Genomic DNA, 18,473 nt, shown 5'->3' with positions numbered 1-18,473 from the left:
TACAGATATAGAGGCTGCATTTGCCTTTATATTTATTTGTATGTAGCGTTGCAAAATCGTCATTATAAAGTCGACTATCCTTATACTTATAAAATACTATACAAAGTTGCAACATAGTAATACTTAAAAATAAGTTGTAATTTTCCGATATTCTGCCGGTGTCATATTCATCTGTCTAGTAAAAACCCGGGTAAAATATTGTAGATTGGGATATCCTACCTGTTCTGCTATCTGAGTAATCTTTAAATTAGACGAACGTAATAATTTTTTTGCCTCCTCCAAACGCAGTTCTGCAAGAATTTCAGAAAATTTTCTTCCGGTAGCCTGTTTGATAAAACGACTGATATACGAAGGATTTCTGTTTACATGTTCTGAAACATTTGTCAGACCGATTGGTTGTGAAAAATTATCATTCAGATATTTATAAATTTGCTGGATTAGCTGATTCTGATCATTATTATGCATACTTTGAATATTATCTGCAATATACTCCAGCCAATATTTCATATAGTCTGCTTTTGTCTTTCTTTCCGATTGTACATGAATCTGTTGCTCAAATGATTCCGTAATCTTATTTTTGCTTTCCTTATCCAATGGAATTCCTGAAAGAAATAAAAATATATTGGCACCTATCAACTCCATGATATTGTTAAAATATTTTTCTGTCTCTTTCTCTGTCTCATTGATAATCTTCTGCATCTGTTCGAATATTTTTTTCTTATTACCGGATCGAAGATATCTGATCAGTTCTGTAATTGCTTCTGTAACATCGAAAAAGTCATTTTCCTTATATTCCATCGGTAAATCCTGATATGAAAGCAACTGCGTACATCCCGTATCTTTTCCGTATTCCAGACATTTCAACACTTCCTTTTTCATCTGTTGAATATCAGACAGATTTTCAGAATAATGGCTGACAGCTATCATACAATCCAGTGGCTGCAACTGGGCCAGTTCTCTTCTGATCAGCTCTAATTTACTGCAGAATTTCCACAGTGTCTTTTCTTCTGTTGGCCAGATCATATAAAAGATACCACCATGTTCCAGTGCCAGTATCTCTTTAAATTTTTTCAGAAAAAATTCATGGATTATATAACTGTAATAGCTCTCTTCTTCCAAAGGCATATGATTCCTGTCATATGTAACAGCCACCACTCTATATCCGTTTATTGCAATCCGCAGCTTCTGCTTTTGCAGTTCCATCTGTTTTTCTGAAAAAATTACAGGTTGAAAAAAGAGTTTTTCCACAAATTGTTGTCTGATCAGCTCCTGATTTTTAACAAAATAATCCTGGAAAATCTGATACATTTCCGTATGTTTTTGTTCTGCATGAAATGCACTAATCGCTCGATTTAAGCACTTGATTGCTTCCTGTTCATCTACGGGCTTTAAAAGATAGTCAAAAACTTTATACTCTATTCCATATCTGGCATATTCAAACTCTGCATATCCAGTCAGAAAAACAATTTTTGCTCCATAATCCATTTGATTGATCTGCTTTGCCAGATCGATTCCAGTGATGCCCGGCATACGAATATCTGTCAAAATAACCCCAGGTTTTTCCTGTTCAATATAATCCAATGCCATCTGTGCATCTGTAAAAGCACAAACCGTATGCATACCCCGTAGTCCCGTTTCCATGATCCTTTTTAATTTGTCTGATATCAATGGTTCATCATCTATAATTACCACTTTCATATCCTTTTTCCCCCTTTGTTTTGGGAATACAGATGGTTACTGCTGTCCCCGATGGCTTTACATGTTCCACAGTCAAACCATATTCCTTTCCGTACAGCAGCAAAAGTCTTTGCTGAATATTAAAGATACCAATGTGTTCCTTCTCTTTCAGTATTCCATTTTCTCTTATTTCTTCCAGCTGTCTGATAATAGTTTCCGGCATCCCATTTCCATTATCTTTTACAGTAATATAAATTGCATCTTCCGTTTCCTTCCCGGTTACTGCTATCATTCCTGTTTCTTTCAATTCTGAAACCCCATGGACAATTGCATTTTCCAAAAGCGGCTGTATCATCAGCTTTGGAATGTAATATTCATATAATTGTTCCGGTATTTCTACCAGACAGATAATATGTTCCTGAAAGCGCATTTTCTGAATATACAAATATTGATTTACATACTTTAATTCTTCTTCAATCTTTAAAAACTGTGCCCCTTTAATAGACATTCTCATAATGCTTCCAAGAGATGTTACCGTCTTTTTAACTTCCGTAGTCTTACCCATATCAGCAAGACTATTAATACAGTCTAATGTATTATATAGAAAGTGTGGGTTAATCTGAGCCTGAAGAGATTCAATCTGGGCATCTTTCATTAACAACTGCTGTTTATATACCTGCTGAATCAGCAAGTCAATTCTTTCCAACATCGCATTATAAACATTTGCCAGTTCTCTAAATTCATCATTGGAATCAACCTCAACATACGCATTGGAATTTATCTCTGTAGTCTGACGTAATTTTACAATAAATTTCTGAATCTGTTCTGCAATTTTAGCCGCAGTTATGAATAATGCAATTGAAATAATTGAAATTGCAGCCAAAATCATCACCATCTCTTTGAAGAAAATTTTATATACACTCTTAAAAAGCAGATTTTTATCCAAAATTCCTACAAGACTACACCCATCATATTGAAGATTATATCTGATAATTTTATAATTTCCAGATGGTTCTTTCAAAATGGTTTTACATTTATCATCAGATAAATTTGAACCATTAACCAGAATATTATTTTCTGAATCCAATATGAGAATAGCGTTCACATCTCTATCCTCTCCTGTCTGTATGATTTTTTCCATACCCGTTTTGTCAATATCCATCATCAGAAATCCGATTTTTTCATCACTTTTTTCTATTTGGGGAACGTAGATATTTCTTGCAAAAGTAATCATATTTTTCCTCACGGGATTTATACGAAGCACCGGCTTTCCATGCTTTTCTTCTGCTGCTTCTTTCAGTATTTCTGCAAAATCATTTGTCTGTTCTATTGTATTATAATAAATTGCATTATTAATATATAATTCGTTAAACTTATTATAAATACACACATTCATTAACGCATCCTGATTATTTGTAATAAGAGATCCTATCTGATAAGAAATCATATCAGTCAGTTTTTCCTGCTCTTCAACACTTAATACACTTTGACGGGTATTTAAATATTCCTGCACTTCATTTGTATAATATAAAAATTTTATGGTAGCCTGATTATAATTATCTAATAATGTATTAACCAGCTTCTTTTTTTCCATAACATTCTGTTCTGTCTGATCATATACCATCTGCTTCATCTGATCAAACATAATAACTGTAGTACTATAAAAAATTAAAAAATATCCTAAAACAACAAATGGGAGACAGGAAATAAGTAATTTATTTCGAATCGTTAATTTTCCATAAAACTTATATAATCGTCCTTTTTTTTCCTTCATCTCTTTTTAGTACCTCTCTTACAAACAGGAATCCCCGGTATAGCGCATATATCATGCGTCTATACCGGAGATTGATTCAGCAGATTCTATCTTCTGTATATAACACAGAAGCTAAAGCCTTTTGGTAAAAATACACTTCGCTCTTTGTCATACCACACTCTTCTTTTTCTCCAAGCAAATGCTTTTCTAATATTTCCTGAATACAGGAAATCTGGTCATCTATATAGATGCTTCCGATTGGTCGAAGATAATGACCCGGAAAAATAAGTTCATATGAATTTCTTAATTGAGATAATTTTTTCAATGATTCCAGATATGTACTCATTGTATCAGAAAACGTATCAAACATCAATACTGGCGTACTTACAACAGTATCTCCGGAAAATAGTAATCTGTATTTTCTGTCTAATAAACAAATTCCATCTTTAGTATGTCCTGGTGTATCCAAAACCTCCAAATCTCTATTTCCAAGATGGAAAACAAATCCTTCTTCTATTCCTTTCATCTCAAAGTCACCCATAATTGATGCATCAAATTCCAGGCTTGCTTCATAATTGTATTCTGGACGGGCTTCCTGTGAACGGAAAAATTCCTTACGTGACTGCAGATTATTCTGTTCCTGAATAACCGGAATTGCTTTTTTATGTGCATAAACCATTGAAAAGCGCCCATTTCCACCCACATGGTCATAATGATGATGCGTATTTACTACATCATAAGGCAGATGAGTCATTGTTTCTACTACTGACCGTATATTTCCTATTCCAATGCCAGTATCAATCAATAAGGCTCTTTCCGTTCCAATAATCAAATACATAATATCTATACCAAACTCATCAATTGCCCATACATCCCTTGATACCTGCTGAAGTGTAAAACCATTTATCTTTTTTATGTTCATATTATCTTCATAAAATGTACTCATCTTTACTTCTCCTGTCTTTTTTATTTTACTGCACCCGCTGTTAAACCGCTTGTAATATGTTTCTGTCCTACAATATAAATAATTATAATTGGTATCATACTTACAACTAATCCTGCAATCAAAAGATTCCATTGAGCATTAGTAGAAGATTTAAACATATATAAATTAACTGTAATTGTACGAAGGTTCACATCGCTGATCATAATACTCGGAAGTAACAGATCATTCCATGTCCAAAGGAAAAACAAAATGCCAATTGTCACTGTTGTGGATTTTACCAGTGGCAAAATAATCTGCACCATTGTTCTGAAAGGTCCCGCACCGTCAATTGCAGCAGCCTCTTCCAACTCTCTTGGCACACTCTTCAGAAAACCAACATATGTCATAACACCAAACGATGTATAAAACCCACTATAAAATATAATCAGTCCTAAATGCGTATTAGTCAGTCCCAGTTTTGTAGATAACATAGAAATTGCAATCATAACTGCATGAAACGGAATAATCTGTCCTACTACAAACAATGTGTATAATTTGTCACCTGTCTTTTGAGGAAGATGTGAAATTCCATATGCACTCATAAAAGACACGGCACTGGCAACTATGACAGTACATACCGTCACAAACAGCGTATTGCGAAATACTGTCCAAAAGTTCATAATCCGCATTGCTTCAGAAAAATTTTCCAGATATAAACTTTTGGGAAATGAGATAAACGAGGTTAATATATCATTATTCGGTTTAAACGCATTCATGATAATAAGAAAAACCGGAAGTATAAAGATAATTCCAAGGCACAGCCACAAAATACTTTTTAAAACTACTGTTTTATTCATTCCTTCTTTTTCCACTTTACATCTGTACCTCCCTTTTTCTAGTAATCTTAAGCTGAATCAATGCAATAATACCTACCAGTAAAAACAGTATTATAGATTTTGCAGAGCCATATCCCATTTTAAACGAACCAAATGCATCATTATATATATTCAGTGCAATTGTCTGTGTACTATTTGCCGGACCTCCACCAGTCAGTGATAACGGAATGTCAAATGCTTTGAAAGCTCCTGCAATTGATACAAAGAGATTAATTGTAATTGTCGGCATTAACAATGGCAATTGGATATAAATAATTTTCTTAATTCCTGTACATCCATCCAGAACAGCTGCTTCCAACACATCTTTTTGTATTGTCTGCAATCCTGTAATGTATAACATCATAAGAAAACCGGTAGACTGCCATGTTGTTACTAAAATAACTGTAAAAGCCGCAGTACCTGCATTTCCAAACCAGCTGATATTAGCCAATGCATCTACGTGCAAAATTTTGGCCAGATTTGGAATGGCTCCTGTAAAAATAAAAGACCATACAAAAGAAACCATTACACCACTGATAATATTAGGAATAAAAAATAAAGAACGTATTACGCCTTTACACCGTACATTTGAATCTAAAAAATATGCTATTACAAAGCCAATCAGATTTGACATTAAAATTGATATTACCGCCAGAATTAAAGTAAATACCACAGAATGAATGAATGTCTCGTCTCCAAGAAGCTTAGTGTAATTTCCCAGACCGACAAAATCTTTATTTCCTTTTATCAAATTCCAATTATAAAAAGACGCCGGAAGTGTTCCTAAAAGCAATGGACCTGCAAGTGCAAGAACATATAATAACATTGACGGAATCGTAAGACCAAAATAAAACCATTTATTTTTTTTACAACAATCCAACATAAAATTATCTTCCTTTCTGATAACAAAAGCTTCTGCAACATTTCTGCAGAAGCTTCTGTTACCACTTATATCTTTCCCGATTTTACTTTACTCAAGAAGCTCTGAAAATTTCGAATCTAACTGATCTAAAGTAGTATCCATATCCGTTGTTCCGGCAAAATATCCCTGAATTACCGGCCCAATCATATCGCCAGCGCCGGACTCAAGCTGTGAGTATACCCATGGTTTTGTCTGGTTATTTGACATATAATTCTTATAATCTTCGAAATACTGATATTCTGTTGACATTGTAAAATCCATTGCAGGTGGTGCTGCGCCCATTGAATCAGCACTATAATGCATCCATCCGTTTTCATCTGTGTTATCGCTTAGATAATTCAGAACCTCACGCACTGCATCCAGATGTGGAGTATTTTGATTTACTGCAATACAAATTCCTACATCTACATCAAGTTTTGCATCTTCCTCATTTTCTGTGAGTGGTACTCCAAACAGACCAACCTGTAAATCCGGATTAATACTTTGTGCATTCAGAAGAGAAAATTCTCCGGTCACAATCATAGCAGCTTCACCTGATGCAAATGCATTAAAGCCTGATGTGGAATCTGCATCCATATAATTTCCACCGGAATTTTCTTTCATCATATCCATAAACTCAAATTCAAGTGAAGAATTATCATTCCTGAAACTTCCTTTTCCTGCATTCATATCTGCAACCCATGACTCATAATCTCCAACTGCGGCTCCCTGCAGACAGCTAAATAAATGATTCAATGTCCATGCATCTTTATAGGTGGCTGCAAATGGTGTAATACCACTTGCCTGAAGTTTTTCACATACTTCTTTCATTTGTGAGAATGTTTTCGGTACTTCTGTAATTCCGGCCTTTTCAAATAACTCCTGATTATAATAAACTCCCAACATTTCCAGAGCCATTGGATACGCATAAATTTTTCCATCATAGCTACATGCATCTTTTACAGAATCATAAATCTTTGTTGCAAATCCTTCCTCACTCAAATCCACAATTCTGTCTGTTGCTGCAAACTGCTGCACCTGTGCATATGGATTCAGGAAAAACATATCCGGAAGATCATTAGATGCCACCTTTGCTCCAAGATATTGGCTATAATCTCCTGATTGCATTTCAACTACAAAATTAATTTTATCCTGGCGCTTATTAAATTCATCTGCACCTTTCTGAAAATTATCTGCTGCTCCAGAAGACCACACCGCTAATTTAACGGTTTCTTTTTCGTCTGAATCCGCTTTTACAACTGTTGCTCCACTAATCATGACTGTCCCCATAGCGACTGTCATCATCAGGCTAATCATCTTTTTCCTCATAAAAACTCCTTTCTTTTACCTGCTTTGTCCTTTTGTTATTTTAGAAGTACTTCTTTTGTTAACAATATAATAACAACCCCTGCTTTCTTTTTCCATACGTCAAATTATGACAAAACATATACATTTTTTTACCTTTCCAAACAGAAAAAGACGCAAGCCATATTTTTATGTCTCACGCCTTTCTGCAAAAAGAAAAAGACGCAAGTCATATTTTTATGACTCACGCCTATCTTGCATTTCATTATTAAATTGAAAACCTTTATTCTTCTTTCCTCTGTTCCAATAGCTCTCTTGCATTTGCAATAGCAAGTGATAACTTCTGTTCTAAAAGTTCTTTTGGAGGCATTTTAGTCATATACTGTCCCACGTGGATGTTTCCATGATCCAATTGCATTAATTCTATGGTTTCCTGCGATTTTTCTGCACATAATATAAGAGCAACCGGACTTTCTTCACCTTCTACTCTTTCATTTTTTTCCAACCATCGCAAATACAGTTCGACTTGTCCTTTATCTTGCGGTTCAAATTCTCCAAGCTTTAACTCAACAAGAACCAGCCTTTTCAAACCTCTGTGATAAAACAATAAATCCATATAGTAATCTTTACCATCCAGCACAAAATGCTTCTGCCTTGCCAAAAACGCAAAATCCGATCCCATTTCCAAAATAAATTTTTCTAATTCCGCAAGAATGGCATTTTCCAAATCTTTTTCACTATAAGTATCACGTAAACCAAGAAAATCAAGCATGTATGGATCTCTGTAAAAAAGATCCAGACTCATTTTTCCATCATCCCGTAATTCGGCAATCTCATTTTTTATTGTTTCTTCTGGTTTCTTCGATATTGCAGTGCGTTCATAAAGCATAGATTTTTTTCTTTCACGCAATGTCCTCACTGACCAGTTCTCTTGCATACACATTGCAGCATAAAAGTCTCTCTTTAACTCGTCATTTATTGGCAAAATCTCTACAAAATGTGACCAGGTCAATTGTTGCGACAATGTCGCAACTTTTTCGAAGTCAGGAAATTCCTGATAAAATTTAATCATTCTCGAAATTGATGTTTTATCAAATCCAGAACCATACTCCTGTTCCAAACGTTTACTGACTTCTGCAACAACTTTTTTTCCATACTCAGGCTTATTATCTCCGGTGAACTCCGCACTAAGTCTTTTTCCAATTCCCCAGTTAAGTGAGATAATGGCATCGTTCACAACTTTCTTTACATCCGTTTTCTTTTCTCTGATCAATGCATTTATTTCATCGTAAATGTTATCAATATTATTTGCTACTATTATCTCTTTTTTCATTATTGATTCCCTTCTATAATTTGAAATGCCAACTTGGCATTTCAAAATCGCACCAACAGGTTATTGTTATATTACCCTATTTTTCTCGTTCTGCCTACTGCAATTTTATATTCTCATACAACAATGAGGTCGCATTCCACGACCTCATCACATTCATTTAAACATAAATCAATTCCTTGAGAATAATCTCTTCTGCAATCGCTCTGTGCTGATTGGCAGCTCTTACCCATGCCATCTGATTTTTCTCCTTATCCGGCAATGGATCTTTTTCTTCCAACTGTTTCAGAATAATTTCTTCCCGTTCTCTGGCAGCCTTATCCACTTCCAGCAGATGCTCGCCAATCGTATCCTGCAAAAGTATCACCTGATACGTTGAGTTTCGATGATTCTTCAGATAATCTCTTCGAAGAAAACCATACTTTCCAAGTTGCTCCATCTGCTCACCGGATTTATAGGTGAGATTAGGAATCAGGTATCCATTTACATTTGTATAAATTATAACAGCGGACATTCGCAATCCGCTTCGCTACTTGCTCAGTCTACAATCCCCAATAACCAGTCTCTGGCATTAATACGTCGAATTCCCTCATATTGTTCTTCTGGTTCTTCATCCATTGTTAAGATAATCTTTGGATAATGATCTCGTATCGCCTGTAATGGTCTTAATTCTCTCAAAAGTGTATTTTCATCTCGTACAGTCAGTGCCACCTGGAAATATACTGTTCCCTTTTTATTCTGTGCCACAAAATCCACTTCATATGAATTGATTTTTCCAACATACACATCATATCCTCGACGTAACAATTCCAGATAGACTATATTTTCCAGAACATGTCCTGCATCTGCCTGCCTCGACCCTAAAAGCATATACCTCATTCCAATATCAACTATATAATATTTTTCAAGAGTTTTTAAATATTGTTTTCCCTTTATATTATAACGTTTTGCCTGATATATAATATAACTCTCGCTAAAAGCCTCTAGATATTTTTCCACCGTTTTTGTATCAATTTTTCGCCCTTCTGAGGTCATCGTATCTGCAATTTTTTTTGATGACAATGGATTTCCTATATTATCAAACACAAATCTTAAGACACTCTTAAGCATCATAGTATCTGTGATTTTTTTCCTGTTTATAATATCCTTTACAACAATCGTATTATAGATTCCTTCCAGATAATCTCTGATCTCATCTGGCTGATTTTTTAATTCCAGTGTAAACGGAAATGAACTATTCTGCAAATACTCAGCATATTTGATTCCTCTGTCATTCATACTGCCAGTACTCTCCATATATTCCTTAAAAGACAACGGCAACATTTCAATCTGAATATATCTTCCTGAAATCATAGTTGCAATCTCACTGGACAACATATATGCATTGGAACCAGTCACATAAATATCTATGTTTTTTTTAATATAAAGACTGTCCAGCACTTTCGGAAAATCTGTTACATTCTGAATTTCATCAAGGAAAATATATGTCATTTTTCCATCAATCAGACGTTCCTTTAAATATTTATATAATTTCCTGTAATCTGTCAGTTCTTCATAATCAAGATCTTCAAAATTAATAGAAATAATCTGTTCTTCCTCAATCCCATGCTCTTTTAAATAATTGCGATAAATTTCCAGAAGCATAGATTTTCCACAACGTCGTACACCTGTAACAATTTTAATCAACTGCTTATCTTTCCAGGCTATCAGTTTTTCTAAATATTCTTTTCTTTCTATAATCATAATAATGCTCCCTTCTTTTTTTACTAATTATATTCCAAAAGCGATATAAAAATCAATAGTTTTTGGATTGCAATCCCAAAACTATTGATTTTTGTGTTTTTGTAGGAACAAAAGTTTTGCATTTAAACATAAATCAACTCCACCCTCTATCTTTCATCCCCAAACGTTTGTCCAAATTTCTATTCCATTACAGTGTTTTTATGATACGCTTGTTTTATGCAGCATATTACTATTATGTATTTATCAGGGAGGGTTTTACTATGCAGATTAAATTACAATCTGACAATTATCATGTACTTTTAAACACACTTGGTGCCGAATTAAATTCCTATTCCAATCCATCCGGGAATGAATACGTATGGAATTCTGATCCCGCTTACTGGCTTCGATCTTCTCCGCTTCTTTTTCCGACCGTGGGAAATGTCCGCAACGGAGAAACTGTTATCAAGGATCATATATACCAGATGCCCAAACATGGTTTTTGTAAAGAATCTGAATTTGAAGTAACAGAACAGACTGAAAATTCCGTCACTTTTTTACTTAAAGCAAATGAAGAAACATTAAAACATTATCCTTATGATTTTGAACTTTACCTGTCATATCATCTGAATGGCAGTACTCTGTCTATGGACTATAGAGTAATAAACAAAGATTCCGACATTATGTATTATCATATTGGTGCACATCCCGGTTTCATGTGTCCGGTCAATAATGGAGAAAATATTGAAAATTGTATTTTAAGATTTGAAAAAGAAGAGAATTTTATTTCTTATGAATATGATATAAAGAATCTGGAATTTAATTTTAATCACAAAGTATCCCAGAAAGCAGAAGGCAACACACTTCCTCTCACAATTTCCATGTTTGATCAGGATGCTGTTTTCTTTGAACACACGAATTCACACTATGTTTCTTTCGTAAATGCAATTACAGGAAAAGGTGTTTCCGTATATTATCCTGATTTTGAATCCCTTGCAATTTGGACACCGGCCGGAGGAAAGGCTCCGTTTCTCTGTCTGGAGCCCTGGAACGGTTCCGGCATTTTTCACCAGGATGATGATATTTTTGCGCATAAACATGGAATCCTCACGCTGGAATCTGGAAAAGAAAAAGCATATCATCTTGAGATTTCTCTGATAGAATAATCTTTTATTTTTCAGTTTTCAGATTCCACATGACCTGTATTGCACCATCCATCACATGGAATTTCTTAAAATAGGCTTCCTCCTTTGGGATCCACATATTCTGAAATTGTTTTGCCTTTTCCGGGCCATTGCGCTTTTTTATATTTTCCATCTGATCTTTGGGAGAAATATTTAAAAATACACGAAGTTGATAAGGGTTCTTAAAGTATGGATGCATACTGTAGGAACCCTCTATAATATTGAGTTTTTTATAAGGAACAGGATATCCCTCCAGCAGATTCCATTTCCGGCAGCTGAACGGCTGATAAAAAACTGTCTGCTTCTGAAAGATCGGTCTTAATACCGTCTCCTCAAACCGCTCATAATCCACATTTCCTCCTGTTTCTTTCAGACGCTGTGGCGTACGCTGTTCCATGCGCAGAAAAAAGTCATCCATTCTGAACAGATTACAGTCGAATACCTGCTCCAGATATTCTCCCAATGTAGTTTTCCCACTTCCACACCTGCCATCAATTGCAACGATCAGAGGCTCATCCAGTCCTTCCTTCTCTTTCTGCAATTGTCTGATTGCCTGAACTACCGGTTCAAATCTTTCTTTGCAGCGTGCCTTTAATTCCATTCTACTGTTCCTTCCATATTATATAAACGTTCTACCAGGGCCGGGATCAGAACAAGCTGGATCAGAATTCCCGGCAATGCATTTATAAATCCTCCCATCAGAAACAGTTCCCAGGTAAAGATTCCTCCTGTAAATGCATATACTGCTGCTGAAACCAGTCCCCATACGATCCGTCCACACAGCATTGCTGCTATGAGTGAAATATACAGGGATTTTATATCTTTTTTCATTTTTTCTGATAAAATTCCTGCCACCAGCCCATAAGTGGCAAGTTCAAACGCCATACAGAAGGCATTCGGAAAAATTGCCGGCATTCCGAACAACACTCCTCTTAAAAGAGGTGTAATAATCCCAATAAGCAAGCCATATGGCCATCCGCAGATATATCCACACAATAATACCGGTATATGCATCGGGCAAAGCATCTTCCCCACTGCCGGTATCTGCATTGTGATAAATGGAAGGATCAGTCCGATCGCAAGAAACAATGCTGCCAAAATTTTTTTTCTTAAAGCTGTATTTTCTTTCATATCCAATTCCTCCGTCTGTCAGTACAAAAAAACGCCTGTGATATAACAAAGCACCCCTGTCAGAAACATAAAAATAACTCTGGACAGGGATGCTCTATATTATAAATACTATACCCTACTATATAATGAAATTATATCAGCAGCAACATGGATGGCGATGTCCATATTCATCCATGCAATCCTGTGCAGGATCTTTCATGCAAAGATGTACAGCTGCTTTTTTGAATGTCATTGGCAATGCCAGGATATTAGGTTCCTGACCAACATATTTCTTCTTGGCATCTTCCAGTGCTTCTTCAAATGTAGCTCTTGTTTTTAATCCCATTCCTCTTGCGTATCCTGGTTCCTCAGCACCTACAATATAGATTGCACTGGTATTCATTTCTGCAATATGTCCACAGGACATCATAGAGAAACCATGGAATGGATGGAATGCATTTGTATAACGATATTTACGGATATATTCTTCATTTGTAGCAAAATACTCACCAAGACGGTTCATATCCGGCAGAGTATTCATATGATCATGCTGGAACAGATCATATAATTCTCTTAAATATGGCCAGCGCTCATCATGGAAATATCCATTACATATAGATGAACAGATGATTACACAGTTATCACTCATAACTCTCTTGAATCGAAGCACCTGTGCACTTAAAGCCTGCATCATCATGATCGGGTTGGTTCCCATTCCATCACCATAATGGAAATTCTGTGGCATACCAAATACGAGTACGTCATATTTCTTTTCTGCCCAATGTACATAAGTTCTCTTGTCAGCAAGTTTCCAGCTGATTGGCATCATTTCCTTGGCATAACCAGAATAGATTGCGATCTGTCTGGACTGTGTATCCAGTACTGCATCACAGCAGAAGAAAGGATGTCCCATTTTTTCTTCCATATGCATACTGATCTCATCAAACTTGTTACGCATCAGACTTCCACCATTAACCGGTGTAAAATCATCTCTGTGCATAACAGACGGTACATGATGACTTGCGATACATCTCCAGTTAGTGATACCTGTTGCACTGTGTTTGTATCCACCTGAATATCCGCCATAAGGATTTCCCTGTACATGACCGATAAGAATTGGAATATCACATTCAAATACATATTTATTCATGTACACCGGATCCCCTCTGTGAGTGGTTCCCAGATATACCATATGCTCCTGATCTTCGCTGTCATGACTGATGATCTGCCCTGTATGCCAGAATTCATTGAATAATTCTTCTCCAAAGATAGCTTTTGCATCTGCTTCTGTACTTCTTGGATGAAGTCCATTGGAAATAATAAAAAGAATATCTTTCTTTTCAATACCTGCAGCATATAATTCTTTTAAAATATATTTAATACTTAATTTTCTGTGGCTGGTAGCCTGCTCTCCGCCTTTTACACGGTCCGGAACAACGATAGTAACTGTTTTTCCAGGTCCTGCCAGTTCTGTTAAAGTAGGCATTCCAATAGGATGAGCCAGGCTTTCCAGATAAGCAGCCTCAAGCTGATCTTCCGGAATGTAAGCCGGATCTTTTACAGTCTCTCCTGGAATAAATACATCAGTATTGTCCGGCAGCTCAGCCGCCATGGTTCCCTGTCCATACTCAAAATTAAGTTTCATAGTAAATCTCCCTTCATTATATATGCTTATTTATTATTTTCTCTACCCATATAGAGACGGATAATTTCAAGGTACTCTTCCGGATAGTATCCAATCTCACCCTGGAATCTTGTCAGTGCGATCAGACCACCATCAATCTCATCAATGGAAGCAAGCATTTCTGCGTTATCCTGTTTCAGACCACCGCCATATACAATGTCCATACCATTTGTCTTTTCTTTTACAAATTTTGCAATTTTGGTAATGTATTCTTTACCTGCCGGTGTTTTTCCCGGTCCTATGGACCAGATTGGTTCATATGCAATCACAACTTTTGAAGTATCTACATCTTTGAGACCAATTTCAAGCTGTTTTCCAAGAACTTCCTGCCACTGCTCCTGTTCCTCACTCTTTTCACCAATGCAGTAAAGAACTTTCATTCCTCTTTCAATCGCACATTTGATTTCCTGATTCAGAAGACGATTTACAGCATCTGTATCTGTAACACCTGCTTCTGCGAGAATTCCTGCTTTGTCATTTCTTTCTTCGCAATGTCCGATAATAGTAGTCTCACATCCCGCAGCAACCATAGCTGAAGCCGGTCTATTTGTAGTAAATGCACCAAAATTTCCACCAACTGCAGTATCTGCTCTGAATACACTCTGGCATCCAATCTGAACAGGGCTTCCTTCTGTTTTTGCAGCCACTGCATTCAGAAGATGCACCTCTGGAAAATACATACCAAATTCTACTTCAGTAGGATCATATGTTTTTAATTCCTCCTGTGTATTTTTTACGATACAGGACGCCCAGTCAGCAACTGGAGCCAGACGGTTTACACCTCCGAATTCCACTGGGACATCAAATCTTTTTAAATTCAGATAAATATGTTTCATAAGATTCTTACCTTTCTCTTTAACAATATTAACAAGCAAATATCTGCCATCCGCTTTCGCTGTCTGCTCATACTCTCCATAAAAACTCACGACAAAAGGAGATAGCTTCCAGCACATATCATAAAAATATATACTGTTTTTTTGATTCCGGCCATAGTAAGTCGTCGAAACAAAAACATTCCGCCTGCTGTCCCAACCGCTGTTCCTGCCAGTGCTGCTCCAACTAAAGGCAGCATAGATCCCGATACATGACCCTGAAATACATGAATCAGAAAAATACTGATCGTATTGATTGTAAAAAACATCTGAAGTGTAGCATTATATTTTTCTTTATCATCTGTTACAGAAAGAAAATATGCTACCATGGGCGGACCTCCGATGTTAAAAAGTCCTCCACAAAAACCACTGATCGCACCGGCAACCAGACCGGAAACAAGGCTGGCCTTCAGATGAACTTTACTGCTGAAGAAGATAAAATATACAGCCAGAATCAGAAGTACTGTTCCCATGATTTTCGACAGAACATCTTCATCCAGAGCCATCAGCGTGTTCACACCCAGAAAACTGGTTACTGTAGCCATGATCACAGGCGGCAGAAGGAGTTTCCAGTCAATAAACTTCCACAGCCTTACAGCAATGTAAATTACCATAAAGAAAGCTGCAATGGCTTCCAGTATGGAGGCTGTATAAAAAGGCATGAACATGGGCCATATAGCCATACAGATGATCGCATAACCGAATCCACTGCTGCTCTGTACAAAACTTCCCGCAAAGGCCACCAGTGCAGTCAATATATACATTTCATTTACATACCCTTTTTGATCAAAGTCCCTTACGATAGCGTTCTGCCATTTCATCCAGGCTTGCCATCTCTACCAGAGGAGCCTTTCCATAAGAGCCAAATTCTACGATCAGAGTACCAATCGCTTCTTTTACCCCCTTTTCAACTACAGCCATAAGAGCAGCAACATCCTCATCCGGAATAATACCGTACATAACAGTGTCCATGATAGGTGTCAGGAATGCACGTGGATCAAACTGCTCTTTCTTTGCTTCCAGAAGACGATATACCTCGCCAATAGACTGGCTTTCTCTCTTTTCAGGATGATTTGCAAAGAATTCTTTCATATTTCTTGTAACAGCAAGACGGATATCTGTATCTACATTGATCTTGCCGATTCCGCATGGAATTGCAGCTTTCAGTTCGTCAATAGAAATTCCGTAAGCATTCTGGATATTTCCACCCAGTGCATTGATCTCATCTACAATATATTTTGGTACAGTTGAAGATCGATGAGATACCAGTACCCCGAAAATGCCTTCATGCATCATACATTCCTTGATGGCAATAGCGATCTCTTTTCGTAATTTGACATTTTTTCCTTTGGATGCACCATGCATGGTTCCATAAGAAATTGCAAGTGCATCAACACCTGTTTTCTTAAAGAACTCGATAGCTTTCAGAGGATTGGTATAAGTAGAAGTAGTTGAAAATACATGATCTTCCACGCCGGCCAGAACACCGAGTTCACCTTCTACGGAAACACCTCTCTCATGTGCATATTTAACAACTTCACGGGTCAGTTCCACGTTTTCATCAAATGGAAGACTGGATCCATCAATCATAACAGAAGTATAACCACCTTCAATAGCCGCTTTGCAGGAATCAAAATTTTTACCATGATCCAGATGAAGAACAACCGGAATCGGAGAATTTTCTGCATATTTCTTTACAGCATCTGCAATATTTTTTGCACCGACTTTTTTATCTTCCAAAGTAGCATTCTGGAAATCTGTTCTTCCGCCCATAAATCCATTTGCAAGGTCTGCACCCTGAAGAATCGCTGCGGAACGGAACATCTCATGAACTTCAATCGCTGCTTTTGCCTGAGCTACTGCATTTACATTAAAAGCGCCCTGAGCAAAGTGATATTTATCTACAGTTTCCAGTAATGGTCTTAATGGTATTAATGGCATAATCTTTTCTCCTTATAATTCTATTTTTCTACCTTTTACAAATGTATCAACGACGGAATACTCTTTATCCAGAATAACCACATCCGCATCTTTTCCGGTATCAAGACTTCCAATCCTGTCATATACATCCAGCATCTTAGCCGGATTGCATGTAAGAAGCGGTAATATCTCTTCAAGAGGTCTTCCTGTAAATTTAATCAGATTCTTAAGTGCACATCCTGTCGTAAGTGTACTTCCTGCTCTGGAATCTCCATATTTCAGTTTTGCGTCTCCATCTTTTACAATAACCGGATTGACTCCCAGCATGTATTCTCCATCCGGAAGTCCAGCTGCCATAATAGAATCTGTTATGGCGATTACTTTATCCAGGCCTTTCATCTTCAGAAGGAAACGAACGGTTCCCGGATGCAGATGGCGTCCATCGCAGATGGCTTCACAATAGATATCAGATTCCAGAACTGCTCCCATAATAGCCGGAAAATGCTGATGAAGAAGTTTCATGGCATTAAATGTATGCGTAGCTGATACGGCACCCTCATTGATACATTTCCATGCAGTCTCATAATCCGCACCAGAATGACCGATCGCAACTTTCATACCAAGATCAATCATTCCTTTAATTGATTCCGGCACTCCTTTTACTTCTGGTGAAACAGTAATATAACGGATATTTCCACCTGCTGCTTCCTGATATTCTTTCAGAAGATCCAGATCAGGAGAAATCAGTAAATGTTCCGGCATAGCCCCTTTATATTCCGGTGAAAGGAATGGTCCTTCCAGATGAATACCAAGAAGATCTGCACAATTTTCATGTCCGTTCTTCTGTGCCTCCTGATGTTTCACAGCCTCTTTTATGGTCTTCAAAGTCTGTTCTTTTGTGTCTGTCAGTATAGATGAAAGCCATGATGTGGTTCCCTGTGTGGCAAAAAAATGTCCGATCTTTTCGAATCCCTGCTGATCAGCCGCATTCACATCTACCCCTGCGCCACCATGAGTATGTACATCTATAAACCCCGGTACTACATAGTTTCCTTTTGCATCATAGACTTCTTCTGCATCTCCATCTTGAGCAGAAACGATTTTTCCCTCTTTCAGAACAATCTCTTCTTCTGAAAAAGCTCCATTTTTATATACTTTTCCATTTATGATTCGAATACTCATGTTCTTCCTTCTTTCTGTTGTCTGTTACTTATC

At 36.8% G+C, this 18,473-nt stretch carries 17 protein-coding genes; 1 reads left to right on the top strand and 16 read right to left on the bottom strand.

Annotated features, from left to right (window positions below; translation table 11 throughout):
- Positions 1-123 precede the first annotated feature (123 nt).
- From AC075J_RS15715 to AC075J_RS15675, 9 genes are all read right to left on the bottom strand, one after another.
- A complete protein-coding gene (locus AC075J_RS15715) occupies positions 124-1,698 on the bottom strand; it encodes a response regulator (RefSeq protein ID WP_476390483.1) in 1,575 nt (524 codons plus the stop codon).
- Positions 1,676-3,451: a sensor histidine kinase gene (locus AC075J_RS15710; RefSeq protein WP_025578048.1), complete on the bottom strand. Its 1,776-nt coding sequence runs from the start codon at positions 3,449-3,451 to the stop codon at positions 1,676-1,678. The genes AC075J_RS15715 and AC075J_RS15710 overlap by 23 nt, the downstream gene beginning before the upstream one ends.
- Before the next feature lie 76 nt (positions 3,452-3,527).
- Entirely contained in the window at positions 3,528-4,376 is an 849-nt protein-coding gene (locus tag AC075J_RS15705) for an MBL fold metallo-hydrolase (RefSeq protein WP_055152187.1), read from the bottom strand.
- Between the two features lie 20 nt (positions 4,377-4,396).
- Positions 4,397-5,035 carry a carbohydrate ABC transporter permease gene (locus AC075J_RS15700; RefSeq protein ID WP_476390482.1) on the bottom strand — a complete coding sequence of 213 codons (639 nt, stop codon included), beginning with the start codon at positions 5,033-5,035 and terminating at the stop codon, positions 4,397-4,399.
- Between the two features lie 193 nt (positions 5,036-5,228).
- A complete protein-coding gene (locus AC075J_RS15695; RefSeq protein WP_022380410.1) occupies positions 5,229-6,113 on the bottom strand; it encodes a carbohydrate ABC transporter permease in 885 nt (294 codons plus the stop codon).
- An 87-nt stretch (positions 6,114-6,200) separates the two neighbouring features.
- The gene (locus AC075J_RS15690; RefSeq protein ID WP_022380409.1) at positions 6,201-7,460 is read right to left on the bottom strand and encodes an ABC transporter substrate-binding protein; all 1,260 of its coding nucleotides are present in this window, start codon (positions 7,458-7,460) and stop codon (positions 6,201-6,203) included.
- A gap of 259 nt (positions 7,461-7,719) precedes the next feature.
- Entirely contained in the window at positions 7,720-8,769 is a 1,050-nt protein-coding gene (locus tag AC075J_RS15685) for a PDDEXK nuclease domain-containing protein (RefSeq protein ID WP_025578043.1), read from the bottom strand.
- A 157-nt stretch (positions 8,770-8,926) separates the two neighbouring features.
- The gene (locus AC075J_RS15680; RefSeq protein ID WP_055152189.1) at positions 8,927-9,280 is read right to left on the bottom strand and encodes a TnpV protein; all 354 of its coding nucleotides are present in this window, start codon (positions 9,278-9,280) and stop codon (positions 8,927-8,929) included.
- A 23-nt stretch (positions 9,281-9,303) separates the two neighbouring features.
- A complete protein-coding gene (locus AC075J_RS15675) occupies positions 9,304-10,509 on the bottom strand; it encodes an ATP-binding protein (protein ID WP_055200272.1) in 1,206 nt (401 codons plus the stop codon).
- 260 nt (positions 10,510-10,769) lie between these two features.
- Here AC075J_RS15675 and AC075J_RS15670 point away from each other — a divergent pair, with 260 nt between their 5' ends.
- A complete protein-coding gene (locus AC075J_RS15670) occupies positions 10,770-11,654 on the top strand; it encodes an aldose 1-epimerase family protein (RefSeq protein WP_055200274.1) in 885 nt (294 codons plus the stop codon).
- 4 nt (positions 11,655-11,658) lie between these two features.
- Here the strand turns inward: AC075J_RS15670 and AC075J_RS15665 are convergent, their stop codons facing one another.
- The 7 genes from AC075J_RS15665 to nagA form a co-directional block, all read right to left on the bottom strand.
- Positions 11,659-12,273, bottom strand: coding sequence for a shikimate kinase (locus AC075J_RS15665; protein ID WP_055200276.1), 615 nt, complete (start codon positions 12,271-12,273; stop codon positions 11,659-11,661).
- Positions 12,264-12,803, bottom strand: coding sequence for an ECF transporter S component (locus tag AC075J_RS15660; protein ID WP_070102123.1), 540 nt, complete (start codon positions 12,801-12,803; stop codon positions 12,264-12,266). The genes AC075J_RS15665 and AC075J_RS15660 overlap by 10 nt, the downstream gene beginning before the upstream one ends.
- A 136-nt stretch (positions 12,804-12,939) precedes the next feature.
- Complete coding sequence (locus AC075J_RS15655; RefSeq protein WP_055200280.1) at positions 12,940-14,427, bottom strand: lactate racemase domain-containing protein; 1,488 nt, start codon at positions 14,425-14,427, stop codon at positions 12,940-12,942.
- Positions 14,428-14,453: 26 nt separating this feature from the next.
- A complete protein-coding gene (locus AC075J_RS15650; protein WP_055200325.1) occupies positions 14,454-15,302 on the bottom strand; it encodes a triose-phosphate isomerase family protein in 849 nt (282 codons plus the stop codon).
- Between the two features lie 86 nt (positions 15,303-15,388).
- Complete coding sequence (locus AC075J_RS15645) at positions 15,389-16,159, bottom strand: sulfite exporter TauE/SafE family protein (protein WP_055200282.1); 771 nt, start codon at positions 16,157-16,159, stop codon at positions 15,389-15,391.
- Entirely contained in the window at positions 16,125-17,279 is a 1,155-nt protein-coding gene (locus AC075J_RS15640; RefSeq protein WP_476390481.1) for a class II fructose-bisphosphate aldolase, read from the bottom strand. The genes AC075J_RS15645 and AC075J_RS15640 overlap by 35 nt, the downstream gene beginning before the upstream one ends.
- Positions 17,280-17,291: 12 nt before the next feature.
- Positions 17,292-18,440, bottom strand: a complete 1,149-nt coding sequence (gene nagA / locus AC075J_RS15635) for an N-acetylglucosamine-6-phosphate deacetylase (protein ID WP_055200286.1) — start codon at positions 18,438-18,440, stop codon at positions 17,292-17,294.
- Between the last annotated feature and the right edge of the window lie 33 nt (positions 18,441-18,473).

The organism is Blautia sp. ZXY-1-C6 (assembly GCF_056339875.1).
This window is presented reverse-complemented; position numbering and strand designations above follow the sequence as displayed.

What these genes read in the sequence shown, in the direction of transcription:
- AC075J_RS15710 (WP_025578048.1), bottom strand. Translation starts at nt 3,451, where the DNA reads ATGAAGGAAAAAAAAGGACGATTATATAAGTTTTATGGAAAATTAACG.
- AC075J_RS15665 (WP_055200276.1), bottom strand. Translation starts at nt 12,273, where the DNA reads ATGGAATTAAAGGCACGCTGCAAAGAAAGATTTGAACCGGTAGTTCAG.
- AC075J_RS15660 (WP_070102123.1), bottom strand. Translation starts at nt 12,803, where the DNA reads ATGAAAGAAAATACAGCTTTAAGAAAAAAAATTTTGGCAGCATTGTTT.
- AC075J_RS15695 (WP_022380410.1), bottom strand. Translation starts at nt 6,113, where the DNA reads ATGTTGGATTGTTGTAAAAAAAATAAATGGTTTTATTTTGGTCTTACG.
- AC075J_RS15650 (WP_055200325.1), bottom strand. Translation starts at nt 15,302, where the DNA reads ATGAAACATATTTATCTGAATTTAAAAAGATTTGATGTCCCAGTGGAA.
- AC075J_RS15685 (WP_025578043.1), bottom strand. Translation starts at nt 8,769, where the DNA reads ATGAAAAAAGAGATAATAGTAGCAAATAATATTGATAACATTTACGAT.
- AC075J_RS15715 (WP_476390483.1), bottom strand. Translation starts at nt 1,698, where the DNA reads ATGAAAGTGGTAATTATAGATGATGAACCATTGATATCAGACAAATTA.
- AC075J_RS15690 (WP_022380409.1), bottom strand. Translation starts at nt 7,460, where the DNA reads ATGAGGAAAAAGATGATTAGCCTGATGATGACAGTCGCTATGGGGACA.
- AC075J_RS15640 (WP_476390481.1), bottom strand. Translation starts at nt 17,279, where the DNA reads ATGCCATTAATACCATTAAGACCATTACTGGAAACTGTAGATAAATAT.
- AC075J_RS15675 (WP_055200272.1), bottom strand. Translation starts at nt 10,509, where the DNA reads ATGATTATAGAAAGAAAAGAATATTTAGAAAAACTGATAGCCTGGAAA.
- AC075J_RS15700 (WP_476390482.1), bottom strand. Translation starts at nt 5,035, where the DNA reads ATGAACTTTTGGACAGTATTTCGCAATACGCTGTTTGTGACGGTATGT.
- AC075J_RS15705 (WP_055152187.1), bottom strand. Translation starts at nt 4,376, where the DNA reads ATGAGTACATTTTATGAAGATAATATGAACATAAAAAAGATAAATGGT.
- AC075J_RS15655 (WP_055200280.1), bottom strand. Translation starts at nt 14,427, where the DNA reads ATGAAACTTAATTTTGAGTATGGACAGGGAACCATGGCGGCTGAGCTG.
- AC075J_RS15645 (WP_055200282.1), bottom strand. Translation starts at nt 16,159, where the DNA reads ATGAAATGGCAGAACGCTATCGTAAGGGACTTTGATCAAAAAGGGTAT.
- AC075J_RS15670 (WP_055200274.1), top strand. Translation starts at nt 10,770, where the DNA reads ATGCAGATTAAATTACAATCTGACAATTATCATGTACTTTTAAACACA.
- nagA (WP_055200286.1), bottom strand. Translation starts at nt 18,440, where the DNA reads ATGAGTATTCGAATCATAAATGGAAAAGTATATAAAAATGGAGCTTTT.
- AC075J_RS15680 (WP_055152189.1), bottom strand. Translation starts at nt 9,280, where the DNA reads ATGTCCGCTGTTATAATTTATACAAATGTAAATGGATACCTGATTCCT.